This window comes from Mesorhizobium sp. M0870 (assembly GCF_040319775.1).
Classification (GTDB): domain Bacteria; phylum Pseudomonadota; class Alphaproteobacteria; order Rhizobiales; family Rhizobiaceae; genus Mesorhizobium.
Genome location: NZ_JAMYOI010000031.1, coordinates 26,330 through 39,943, shown reverse-complemented (window position 1 = coordinate 39,943; position 13,614 = coordinate 26,330). Strand labels below are relative to the sequence as shown.

Below are 13,614 nucleotides of genomic sequence, written 5' to 3'. Positions count from 1 at the left end.
GCGTGTAGTCCCCGAAGGACTCGCCAGGGATGGGAACTACCGAGACTTCTCGGCAAGTTGGTGAGATAGCGGCGCGTGGGGAGGATTTCCACGCTCGCGCCGGCTATCGCCGTTCGCGAATCGCCAGGCATCTCTGGAAGACGACGGCGCTGACGACGCTGGCGCTCGGCCTTTCCGGTCCGGCGGTCCATGCCGATCCGAACGGCCTGTGGCAGCCGCAGATCCGCGCTATCATCGGCGCCGACAACAATGGCGGCAACGCCGCGCTCGAAGGTTTCATCCCGCTCAAGCAGACGGCCGAATCCGTGCTGTTCCTGGATGTCCGGGCCAAGCACGATTTCAAGGATGGTTTCGGCCAGGATGTCGGCCTCGGCATTCGCCGCATCGTCAACCCGGACCTGATGATCGGCGGCTACGCCTACCTCAACATCGAGAACTACAACTCCACCCAGTTCACCGCCGCCACGCTGGGCGCCGAGGCGATCACGCCTCATTTCGATGCGCATGTGAACGTCTATCTGCCGATCAAGGGCGATTCAACGGATCACTCGGCCAGCTCGACCCTGTCGATGGTCAGCAACCAGCTGATCGAGCAGATCTCGGTCATCGACCACCGCGACTACGCGGCGTGGGGCATCGAGGGCGAGATCGGTGCGCAGGTGCCGGTCGCCCTGCCCGACAAGCATTCGCTGCGGCTCGACATCGGCGGCTATCATTTCGAGGATCCGCATGGCGACGACGGCAGCGTCACCGGCGCCAAGGCCGGGTTCGAGTATACGATCGGCGATGTCTTCGGCAGCAACACGGAACTGGTCTTCGCCGGCGAGGTCCGCAACGACAATCGCGACGACACCCAGTTCGCCGGCAGTGTGCGGCTGAACATCCCGTTCAATCCTGGCAGCGGCTCGGACAATGCAGACGGGACCGATAGCGGGGCGGAGCCGGTCTATCCGGTCAGCGAAGGCCTTCGCAAGCGCGTCAACGAACGGGTGCGTGGCGACATCGGCGTCCGCGTCCAGTCGCAGACGCTGACCGGCGGCACGACCACGCGCATCGCCATCAACGCCGCCACCAGTGCCGCCTTCGGCAAGTTCTATTTCGCCGACGGCGGCCTCGCCGGCGCCGGCACGCTGGCCGACCCGACGACGCTGGACGACGCCGTGACCAAGTCGGGTGCGAACGGCTTTGTCGTCGCGCTTGGCGGCAACGGCAATCTGACGACCGGCGGCGTGACGCTCGCCAATGGCCAGACCGTCATCGGCGGCGGCGAAAGCGTCACCGCCAGGCTGTTCGGTGGCGGCACCAGCACCTTCAACCTGGGCGGCAGCGACGGCACGATCCAGGGCACCAACGTCGTCAACCCCGTCATCACGCTGGGCAACGGCAACACGCTCAACGGCATCACCATCACGGGCGGCGCCAACGGCATTTTGGGCAACAACATCACCGGCGCGACGCTGACCAATGTGACGGTCACCGGTGCGGGCGGCAACGGCGCCGACTTCACGGGCAGCTCGACCGGCATCACCGGCTCCAACTTCACCGCCACCGGCAACGGCCTCGACGGTCTGCACATCGACGGCGACGGCACCTACAATTTCACCGGCACGACGCTGCTGCAGGGCAATCTCGACGACGGTCTCGATATCACCGGCAAGGGCACCTACACCTTCGCCACCGTCAATGCGCAGGACAATACCGACCGCGGCATCACCGTGCAGGGCACCTCGACCGGCGGGACGTTCACCACCACCGGCGGCACAATATCGGGCAATGGCGGCACCGCCGTCTTCATCGATCCGATCACCGCTCATGTGGTGCTGGACTCGATCAGCCAGAGCGGCGGCACGTCGGGTGTCGTGCTCGAGAATGTCGCGGGCAGCTTCACGGTCAACGGTGCGACGACGATCTCCAACACGACCGGACCAGCGATCGCCATTTCGGATTCGCCGGCGACGATCCGCTTCGGCGACATCAGCATCACCAACCCCGGCGCCGACGGCATCTCGTTTGCCGGCGTCAATGCGGCGGTGGTCGCCGGCAACATCGTCATCTCCGGACTGGGTGTCGGCACCGGCCTCGACTTCTCCGGATCCAGGACCAATTTCACCGCGCAGTCGCTCAACATCACCGGCACCGGTGCTGCCGGCTCGATCGGCATCGACCTGACCTCACCGAGTGTTGGCGGGGCGGTCATCACCATCACCGATGGCGGCGTCATCACCAATGTCGATACCGGCGTGCGGCTGGGCATAGCCGGCACGCCGGGGGCCACGGCCAACGCCGAATTTACCTTCGGCGGCGATTCCAGCTCCATCTCCGGCATCACCGCCTCGCTCGATGCGCGCGGGCTCAATGAGGGCAGCGGCCACTACGCCTTCGGCACGACACAGTTTACCGGCCTGCAACTTTACGATCTGCGCAACTATATCTTCGTCGCGGCCGGGGCTTCGGGCGGCGGCACGTCGATCACCGACCTCGCCTCGATCGATTATGCCGACAGCATTACCGCCAGCGACGCCATCATTGTGCTGGTCAACCGCGGGACAATCGACGACGCCACCGGCTTCTCGCTGAGCGACGGACAGGAACTGGCCTCGTTCGGCAACGGCCGCGAGTTCTCGCTCGGCGGGGTGCCGTTGAATGTCACCGGCACCAACGTCCATCATGACGAATCCATCTCGGATTCCGCGGGCGCGGCAACGCTGACCAGTTCCGGCGGCGGCGATGTCGTGACGCTGGGCAACGGCAACACGTTGCTCGATTTCAATATTTCCGGTGGCGCCGCCGGCGGCATACACGGCCTGGGCATCAATGGCCTGACCGTCCAAGGCGTGACGGTCAGCAATGTCGCTACCGGCCTCTTCCTCGATGGAGTGACCGGTACGGTCTCGGTCGACGACCTGACCGTCCAGACCGCATCTCAAACCGGCATCGCGCTTGTTGGTTCGAGCGCGACCGTCAATTTCACCGGCAACACCAAGATCACCAACGCCACCAGTGCCGCGCTGTCCACCAACAATTTCGACGGCATCGCCACCTTCGACGATCTCGACATCACCGGCGGCGGCGTAGGCATAGGCATCGTCGGCGGTTCCAGCGGAACCTTGACCTTCGGGGTCGGGAGTTCCATGGCCAACACGAGCAGCAACGCCTTCTCCATCAGCAACTCGACGCCCAACGTCACCTACAACGGCACCATCAACCAGACCGCTGCTACCAGCGCGGTGACGATCTCTGGCATGAGCGGCGGCAGCGCCACGTTCGGCGGAGCGATCACCGCCAGCACCGCCACCGCCTTCGCGATCAACCTGAGTGGCAACACCGGCGGCACAATCAAATTCACCGGCGGGCTGGATCTGACCACGACGATCGGCACCGGCTTCAGCGCCACCGGGGGCGGCACGATCACAGTCGCGGCCGCAGGCACGGAGCAGATCACCACCGGCACCGGCCACGCGATCTATCTCGACGGCGTCACCATCGGCACCGGCGGCATGGCGTTCGACAGCATCACGACAGGCGTCGTGGCAGCCACAGCGCTCAATTTCAATGCCGTCTCGGGCGGCCAGTTCCTGGGTGGCAATGTCACTATCGGTGGCACCGGTGCCGGCATCAACGGCGTTGCAATCAACGCTTCGTCATCGACCTTCACCATCACCAATTTGGTGACGACCAATGTCGCGGGCACCGATGTCAGCCTGACCAACAACACGGGCTCGATCACGATCCTCGGTGGCACCATCACCAATTCGGGCGTTGGCGACGGTGTCGTCGTTTCCGGTGGCAGCGCGACAATCGGTGTAGCGGCCAACATCTCCAGCTCGGCAACCGTGCCAGGCACGGCGGTCAAGGTCGACGGCACCACCGGCGGCTCGGTGACCTTCAGCGGCAGCATCACCTCGACCGGCACCGGCAATCTTTTCGCGATCGGCTCGTCGCTGCCCCCGGTCGGCGGCGCGATCAGCTTCATCGGCTCGACGCTGTCTGCGACGGGCGGCGGTGGTGCCGTCGTCACCGGCCTTGCCGGCACGGCGACGCTGAACGTCACAGCTCCGCTGTCGATCACCGGCGCGACGGCTACTGGCCTGGCCGTCGCCAATGTCGCCAGCACCGCATCGGCGACCTTCGGGGCGGTGACCGTGTCGGGCGCCACGGGCAATGGCATCGACATCACCAACAATGCCGGCGCCGTCACCTTCGGCACCACCAGCGTGACGATGGGTTCGACCGTCGGTCCAGCCGGCATCAACTTCGCCCTGACCAATGCCGATGTCACATTTGGAACAACCAATGTGACGATGGGCTCCGGCGCCAACCAGACCGGCATCGACTTCAGCGGTTCGTCAACGACAGCCGATTTCGGCGTGACGACGATCACCGGCACCGACGACCTGACCTCGCGCGGCATCGACCTGTCGTCGACCATCGGCAACAAGACCATCACCTTCCTGCAGGGCTCCAGCATCTCGAAGGTCGGCGTCGGCGTCGAACTGTCGTCCGGCGGCACAACGGCGACGTCGGCCAACGCCAATTTCACCTTTGGCGACGGCAATGCGGGCGACGGGCTGGAATCCTTCATCAGCGCGGCCGCCGGCGGCTATACGGTCAACACGATCGGGCTCGATCCGACGCTCGGCAATTATGATTTCGACGATGTCGCCTTCACCGGCAGCGCCAATCTGGCCAGCGCGGTCGGCGGGGTCGTCATGATTTCCCAGGACGGTGGTGTGATCGCTGCCGGCACCAACGGGCTCAGCGCCGCGGTGACCACGGTCACGGCCGCCCAGGCCGATGCCATGACCGGCACACTGACCTTCGCCTTTGTCGGCACGGTCGATCTGAGCGCCACGCCGTTCACGCTCGATTCGGGCCAGTCGATCGCCGGCTTCGGCAACGGCAGTTCGATCATCACCTCCGGCACCATCCAGCCAATCAATGTCCAGGGCAATCTCGGCGCCACCGGCGGCAACGTCACCGGCAATGAGGGCGTGGTCAAGAGCACGGGCGGCGATACCTTGCAGCTGCTCGGCAGCAACCAGGTGCGCGACACCGCGTTCGACTTCAGCGGCGGCAGCGGTTCGGTCTTCCTTGTCGACCAAGGTACGATCGTCGACAATGCCGGCGGCATCTTCATCGAAGGCGTCACGATCACCCACGTCGCCGCGGGCCAGACCGCGTTCAAGGTCGTCGGCCTCGACAGCAATTTGTCGATCACAGACAACAACATCAACGTTGCCGGCACGCTGCTCGACGTCGATGGCGGCGCCGGCAACATCACGGTCACGCGCGGCACCTTGCCCAACAGCGGATCGGCTGGCACGCTGACCGGCGGCGGCATCTCGATCGCCAACCGCAGCGGCGGCACGGTCGATTTCACCGACAAGGTGACGGTCAACGGCAATGGCGTCTCGCTGACAGGCAATGCCGGCTCCACGATCACCTTCGCCGATGTCGACATCACCACGAACGGCGTGACAGCGTTCAGCGCCACCGGCGGCGGCACGGTCAATGTCGTGACCGGCACGATCAACGCCACCAACGCGCAGGCGGCGGCGCTCGACGGCATCACGGCCGGTATCAACTTCGCCTCGACAAGTGCCACATTCGCTTCCGGCAGCGGCGTCAACCTGCAGAACCTCAGCGGCACGGCAAGCCTCGGCACCGGTACGCTGACCAACACCGGTTCGGGCACGTCGTTCAATGTCGGCTCGGGGACCGCAGCCAGCGGCGGCAACGCGACGATTTCCTATGGCGGCACGATCGCCAGCAACGGCACGGGCGCCGCGGTGTCGATCCAGAGCATGACCGGCGGCTCGGTGACGCTGTCGGGCAATCTCACCGATACCAATGCGGCGGCCGGCGGCAACATCGTCGTTGCCGGCAACGACGCGGCCGCGATCACCTTCTCGGGCACCAGCAAGGTGATCAGCACGGGCGCGACGGACGGCGTGAGCTTGGGCATCATTGGCAATTACGCTTCAGCCGTCCCGGCACTCAATACCAACAGCACGATCGACATCACCAATGGTGGCCTTGCTATAACGACAATGACCGGGGCGGGCTTCGTCGCAATTGGCGATTTAGGCCCGGCTGGCGCGACCTCCACCATCATTACCGTCACCGGCGCCGGCAACGAGATCAATGCCGGCAGCGACGGACTTGTGGTGTATGGTGCCAATGTCGGCAGCGCCGGCATTACCTTCGACAGCATCTCGGCGGACTCCACGATCCCTGCCCTTCCCGGCGACCCCGGCGGTGCCGGCGTGACGCTGTTGGGCGCCAATCTCGTCGGGGATGTCAACATCGGCGGCCTGAGGGATACTGGATACACCGGCGCCTGGCTGTACGCCCTGAGTGGCACCGGGGAGGTCAACTTCACCGGCACGATCGATCTCGACGTCCAATATGCCGGGTTCGATATCGGCGGTCCCGAGGTTGGCACCGTCAACATCGCCAATGTCGCCGGATCCACCCTGACCATCGATGGCGGCCAGTTCGGCATCATACAGAGCTCGCAGGGCGGGACCGTCAACGTCGGCGTCAACGGCAGCGCCAGCATCACGAACACCACCCTCTCGGCTATCAGCCTCGGCGGCGGCAATGACCTGGCCTTCACCACGCTGACCTACAAAGGTTCGATCACGGTCGGTGCGGGATCGGTGATAAGCGCCAGCGGCGATGCGACCCGTCTGAACATGAGCGGTTCCGTCGTTTCCACCACGTCATCGACGGCCTTCGACTTCTTTGGCCATGCCGAAGGCATATACGATATTTCGAGCACCATCGATCACAGCGGTGGCGAGGGTGTCGCCATCGGCGGCTCGGCCAACGGCACGGTCACCTTCTCTGGTACGTCGAAGATATTCAACACCGGCGCCAACGATGCCATCGTCAAGGCACCGTCGTACGTGATGGACCCGCAGACCAAGGGCACGCTCAACTTCACCAATGGCGGCCTCGTCATCACCACCAGCAGCGGCGCCGGCTTCACCGCCAGCACCTTTGGCCCCGGCACGATCAGCGTCACCGGCGACGGCAACACCATCACCACCGGCACGGGCACGGCGCTGAAGCTTGGCGACGCGACGGCGGTCGTCGCCGGGGCGAAAGGCGCGACGGTCGGCGCCGGTGGTATCAAGTTCGATACGATTTCGACCAACGGTGCTGCGACCGGCATATCGCTCAACAATGTCAGCGGCGGCACCCTCAATCTCGGCGCGGTCGACCTGCAGGGAGTCACCACGACCGGCGTCCAGGTCTCTGGCACGCTCGGCTCGACGCTGAATTTCGCCGGCCTGACCATCGGGCTCAATGCCGCCAATGCGGTCGGCCTCGACCTCAACGGCGCGGCGCTCGGCGCGAGCAACATCACCGCGGACGATTTCGATGTAGCCGGCGGCGGCTTCGCTGGCACGATCGGAATCGACATGGCCGGCACCACCGGCACGGGCACCATCCAGCTCGGCGACACCGTCAACAACAATCCGGCCGGCCAGAAATCGACTATCGCCAATGTCGGCTATGGCGTGCAGTTCTCCAGCACCACCAACGCCAGGCTGGTGTTCGGCGACGGCGCCGGCCCGGCCGAGTCGTCGATCGCAACCACCGGCGGCCAGGTCATCCACACCACCGATAGTTTGCCGACCAATGGCGACTACAATTTCAACGACGTCAATTTCACCGGCGACGTTTCCAACCTGTCATCGATCAGCGTCTACTACGTCACCGAAGGCGGCACCGGCGACGGCAGCCTCGCCAATCCGGGCAGTTACGCGGGCGCACAGGCTTCCACGGCCAACGTCGTGGTGCTGATCGACAAGAACGTCAACGGCGCCCAGGAAACCGTCGACCTGAGTGGCACCACGTTCAACCTCGATGACGGGCAGGTGCTGCTCGCCTTCAAGAGCGGCGACGCGGCGGTCGATGTTTCGCAGCTCGGTGTCGACACCAGCAGCGGCGCCTCCGCCGCGTTCCACTTCACCACGGTGCAGAACTCGCCGATCATTTCGGCGCCGGGGGGCATCGACACGCTGCGGCCGGTCCTGCAGAGCAACAACGCCACGCAGGTCATCAACCTGGCGACATCAGGCAGCGGCATCTTCACGGGCGGCATCCAGAACCTGATCGTCAGCAATCTCGGTTCCGGTGCGGGCGTTGCCGCCAACGCCACCGGCGCCTCCAGTTTCTTCGTCAGGAACAACACCATCGCCGCCGGCGGCAACGCGCTCGATTTCTCCACCACGGGAGCTCCGGCCAATACGCTTCTGCTGTCGATTGACGGCAACACGCTGCAATCGACCGGCTCCGGCCTCGCAGCGTCCTTCGCCGGTCAGAACATCAATGCAACCGACAACTCAATTGCGATCAGGTCGTTTGCCGGCAACAAGGTGACCGGCGGCGCCGGCAGCGGCGGCATCGCCTTCAACAATGTCCGCTTCGATTCCGACGGCGCCGGCGGCACGGTCAGTGCCGGCATGCTCGGCATCGGTAACCCAGGCGCTCGCGTGCAGGGCAATGGCCTCAGTTTCACCAACACCAGCGGTACCCTTGATCTGGGCACGCTCAGCCTTGCCAACAATGGCGGCACCGGTGTCATCGCCAACACCAAAACCACCAATTTCACGCTGAACAACAGCGGTGGCGTGGTCACCACCAACAACGGCGCGGCATTCGATCTCGATCCGCTGACCGTCAACATGACGTTTGCCACCGTCAGCGCCCTAGGCGGCGCCAGCGGCATCATCTTCGACGGCGTCGCCGGGACCTTCACCGTCACCGGCGGGACAAGCATCACCAACACGACGGGCTTCGGCATCGATGCCATCAACACCAACACTGGCACCTTCAACTTCAACACGGTGACGGTGAACAATGTCACCGTCCCCAACACAGGCGGCGGCATCCGAGTCCAGACCGGCACGCTCAACGTCACCGGTCTCGCCAACATCGACACGACCAGCGGCGTTGGTCTCTCGCAGGCCGGCGGCACAACCAGCTTCACCAATGGCGTCACCATCGACACCACCGCCGGCACCGGCATTCTCGCCACCGGCGGCACGATGGGCATCACCGCTACGGCTGCCGCCCAGACGGTGAACGCAACCGGCGGCACAGCGATCAATCTCTCCGGTGTCGCCGCCACCATCGCGCTCGATTCGACCTCGTCGGCCGGCGGCGTCAACAATGTCAGCCTGACCAATGTCAGCGGAGCGCTCAATCTCGGCACCGGCGCGCTCAGCGGGGCGACGGGCGCGTCCTTCAATGTCGTCGGCGGCACGGCTGCCGTGAGCTATTCGGGCACGGTCAACAATTCGGGCGCATTCAGTCCGGCGCTGAATGTCCAGAGCCGGCTTGCCGGCGCCGGCCTCGTCGCCCTGAGCGGCAATCTGACGGCCAGCGGGCTGGGCGTATCGCTGAACAACAATGCAGGCGGCACGGTGACGGTGTCCGGCGCCTCGAACAGCTTTACCGGTGGGGGCACCGGCATATCGATCACCGCCAACACCGGCGGCACCTACAACATCAGCGGCGCCAGCTACGCCATCGGCATGAGCGGCGGCGGGCTTGGCGTCGATATTGCCGGCAACAGCGCCCCGGTGACGGTCAATTTCAACGGCGGCGGGCTGGCGATCGTGACCTCGGCAGGCGCCGGCTTCAATGCCACGGGCACCGGCACGGTCAGCGTCACCGGCGTGGGCAACTCCATCGCCACGGGCACCGGTGTGGCGATGAACCTGAGCGGCGTCACCGTCGCGGCCACCGGCATGAATTTTTCCTCGACCAGCAACGGCGCCGGCGGCAACAGCGCCGTCGTCCTCACCAACGTCATCGGGTCGGGGACGATCAATCTCGGCGCCGGCTCGCTGGTCGGCGGCAGCGCGGCAACCATCGCCGTCAGCGGCGGCACCGCCAACCTCAACTATACCGGCAATGTCAGTCAGTCGAACAATGCCACCCTGGTCAGCGTCGCGGGCGGCCACAGCGGCACGCTCAACTTCGCCACCGGCGCGCTGTCGGCGACGAACGGCACCGGCCTGCAGTTCGACAATGCGGACGGCATCTACAGTTTCGTCGGCACGACGACGCTGAATGGCGGCAATGCCAGCGTCGACATCCTCAACGGCTCGGGCGGCACGTTCAATTTCGGCACCGGCACCTCGATCATCAGCCCAAGCGGCACCGCGTTCAATGTCAATGGCGGCACCGCCACCGTCACCTATGCCGGCACGATCACGCAAGCCACCACCGGCCAGCGCATGATCGTCGTCGCCGACACCGCCGGCGGTTCGGTGAATTTCACCACTGCCGTGGCGAACGGGCTCAACGACACCGGCGGCACCGGCATTGTGATCGACGGGGCGGCGGGCAGCGTCACCGTCAACAATGCCAGCCTGACGGGCACGGCCGGCATCACCATTCTCGGCGATTCGCTGAACAACGCGACCGGCACCTACACCTTCAACAATGTCGCCATCCAGACCGACGCGGGGGCTGCGAACCATGCCTTTGTCGTCGACGGCGATCAGGGCACGCCAGGCAATGACGACGTCAGCGCGGTCGTCAACCTGAACAATGTCGACATCACCAACCCCGGCGGCAATGTCGCAAATATCCGCGGCATGGCCGGCGGTTTAATCAATTTCGACAGCGCCAGCTCGATCATCCGCAGCGATGGCGGGCTGGGCATTGCCGTGCTCAGCAACGCCGGCGGCACGATCAACTTCGGCGGCGCGGTCAAGACGCTCTCGACCGGTGTTAATGCCGCCGTCATCCTGACCAGCAACCCCGGCGCGACCATCAACTTCACCAATGGCGGGCTGATTATCAACACAACGAGCGGCGGCGGCTTCAGCGCCACGGGCGGAGGGACGGTGACGGTGCAGGGCACCGGCAACACGATCACCTCCGGCACAGGCACGGCGCTCAACGTCGTCAACACGACGATCGGTGCCAGCGGGCTGAATTTCCAGAGCATTTCGGCGAATGGCGGCACCAACGGCATCGTGCTCAACAATACGGGCTCGGCTGGATTGACCGTTACAGGCGTCGGCACCACCGCCGGCTCGGGCGGCACTATTCAGAACACAACCGGGCGCGGCGCCAGTTTCATCAGCGCGAGCAACATCACGTTGAAGAACATGAATTTCACCAATGCCGGCACCGACGATCTCGATGCCGACAATTCGGGGCTTTCGACCGGTGACAACCTCGCGACCAACGCGGCCATCCACCTTCAAAACGTCTCTACGGCGACGCTGGACCGGATCGCCATTTCGGGCGGCGCCGAGCAAGGCATCAACGGCAATACCGTTTCGAACTTCACACTCAGCAACAGCAGCATATCGAATGCCGGCAATGGCGCGGATGAAGACGGCATCCATTTCTACAACATGTCCGGCATCAGCGCGGTCACGAACACCACGATCACGGGCAGCGGCGACGACAACTTCCAGCTGCAGACCCAGTCCGGCACGCTCGCGCTGACGATTTCAGGCGGCAGCTCGACCGGCGCCGTGCTTGGCAGCGGGTATCTGTTCGGCATCCGTGGAACGTCGAACGCCACGATCAACTTCTCGGGTGCCAATTCGAGCAACAACTTCAGCGGTGGTATCGTCGCCGATGCGTTCGACAGTTCCACGATGAACCTGAACGTCATCAACAGCACGTCGAGCAGCAACAACGATCAGCTGTCCGTCAGCGCCGGGGACAACAGCGATGTGAGCCTCGTCGCCACCGGCAACACGCTGAGCAGTACGGCCACGGGCGACTTCGTCGTGGTGAGCCTACTCGGCTCGGCGTTCGGCAACGGCTTCACTTTTGACGCTCGAATTGAAAACAACACCATCACGGTCGCAAACGGGCTGACAGCTGATGGCATATCGGTAATCAATGCCGGCGGCGGCGCCATGCGGGTCGGGATCAAAAACAACACCATCGATTATGCCGGCTCGCAACGCGCCATCCTTGTCCAGACCGGACAGGACGGCGCCGGCAGCATCCTGGCCCAGATAACCGGCAACGCGATTGACATCAAACTGGATGGCGCCGGAAATGCAGTCGCTGGCATTCTCGTTCAGTCGGGCATCACGTCGCCGACGGGAGATGGTTCATCCATCGATTTGAACATAGGCGGCGCCGGCGCTCTGGCCAACACCTTCACGCATTCGCTTGGCGGCACCATGGCGGCCGGCGACATCCGGGTACGTCAACGCAACAACGGGACGATCAACCTTAGTGGCTATGCCGGGGCCCCCACGGATCTGGCCGCCGCCATCGCCTATCTGAACAGCCGCAATACAGTTGTTTCTGCATCAACTGCGACGGCCGACTCGACCGGATTTACCGGGCTCGCCACGCCGCCGTTCCCGTGATGACGACGCTGATGAGGTAGAAAGGCCACCACTCGGCCGGTTCAGTGCCGTGATCTTGGTGCGATGATTTACAGCCTTGGATGTGTACTGTCTTCCTGCGCCTCTCGTTATTTAAATACTGTCTATTATTTTATAAAGTCCTATTTTGTTAGAGAGCCAAGTAGACTTTTGTGTCGTTCCGTGTATTCTACTGATATCTAATGAGGGCGCGAGACATGGCCGAGCCATTTCTATCGGAAATCAGGATTATGTCATTTGTCTTCCCGCCCAAGGGTTGGGCGCTCTGTAACGGGCAGCTTTTGCCAATCAACCAGAACCAGGCGCTATTTTCACTGCTTGGAACCACTTTCGGCGGTGACGGCCAGGTCAATTTCGCACTGCCCGATTATCGGGGACGTATCCCAATCCACGTCGGAAGCAGTCACACACTTGGCGAGCGCGGTGGCGAGCAAAACCACACGCTGTCGATTTCCGAAATGCCGACACACGTTCATTTTGCGCAGGCCAGCACAAACACCGGTAGTAGCCAAGATGGTGTTGGGAACGTTTTGGGGGTGGTTCCGGGGCGGCTGTATAGCGACTTCGCGAACGTGACGACGCTGAGCCCGAGCACAATTGCCAGTATTGGCGGCAGTCAGGCGCATCTCAACATGCAGCCGTTCCTGACGCTGAGCTTCTGCATCGCCCTGCAGGGCATTTTTCCTTCGCCAAATTAAGGAGGCGCGACCATGGCACAGCCTTACGTTGGCGAGATACGCATGTTTGCCGGCAACTTCGCGCCGGCCGGCTGGATGTTCTGCGAGGGACAATTGCTGCCGATCTCGGAGAACGAGACACTTTTCCAGCTGATTGGCACAACCTATGGCGGCGATGGCGAGAGCACCTTTGCGCTGCCCGACCTGCAAGGCCGTGTTCCGCTCCATCAGGGCAACGGCTTTATCCTCGCGGAGACGGGAGGCGTGGAGGAAGTCAATATGACAATTTCCCAGATTCCTTCACACAGCCATCCAATGGTCGCGTCCCTGAATATTGGTCAAGATACCAGTCCCAGCGGGAAGGTCGTTGCACAGATTGGCGGTGGCGCCTTGCCCTACATCCAGGACACGACCGATACCAACATGGCCCAGCAGGCTGTAACAGCCGTTGGCGGCAGCCAGCCGCACAACAATTTCCAGCCGTATCTTTGCATCAGCTTTATCATTTCACTTTTCGGCATCTTTCCGTCGCCCACCTGAGAGGA

Annotated in this window: 3 protein-coding genes; all 3 read left to right on the top strand. The window is 63.7% G+C overall.

What is annotated here, in order from left to right:
- Positions 1–29 precede the first annotated feature (29 nt).
- Positions 30–12,374, top strand: coding sequence for an inverse autotransporter beta domain-containing protein (locus NKH97_RS27760; protein WP_352799197.1), 12,345 nt, complete (start codon positions 30–32; stop codon positions 12,372–12,374).
- Between the two features lie 215 nt (positions 12,375–12,589).
- The gene (locus tag NKH97_RS27755; protein ID WP_023810878.1) at positions 12,590–13,090 is read left to right on the top strand and encodes a phage tail protein; all 501 of its coding nucleotides are present in this window, start codon (positions 12,590–12,592) and stop codon (positions 13,088–13,090) included.
- Positions 13,091–13,102: 12 nt separating this feature from the next.
- Positions 13,103–13,609, top strand: coding sequence for a phage tail protein (locus NKH97_RS27750; RefSeq protein WP_023810879.1), 507 nt, complete (start codon positions 13,103–13,105; stop codon positions 13,607–13,609).
- The last annotated feature ends 5 nt before the right edge of the window (positions 13,610–13,614 follow it).

What these genes read in the sequence shown, in the direction of transcription:
- NKH97_RS27750 (WP_023810879.1), top strand. Translation starts at nt 13,103, where the DNA reads ATGGCACAGCCTTACGTTGGCGAGATACGCATGTTTGCCGGCAACTTC.
- NKH97_RS27760 (WP_352799197.1), top strand. Translation starts at nt 30, where the DNA reads ATGGGAACTACCGAGACTTCTCGGCAAGTTGGTGAGATAGCGGCGCGT.
- NKH97_RS27755 (WP_023810878.1), top strand. Translation starts at nt 12,590, where the DNA reads ATGGCCGAGCCATTTCTATCGGAAATCAGGATTATGTCATTTGTCTTC.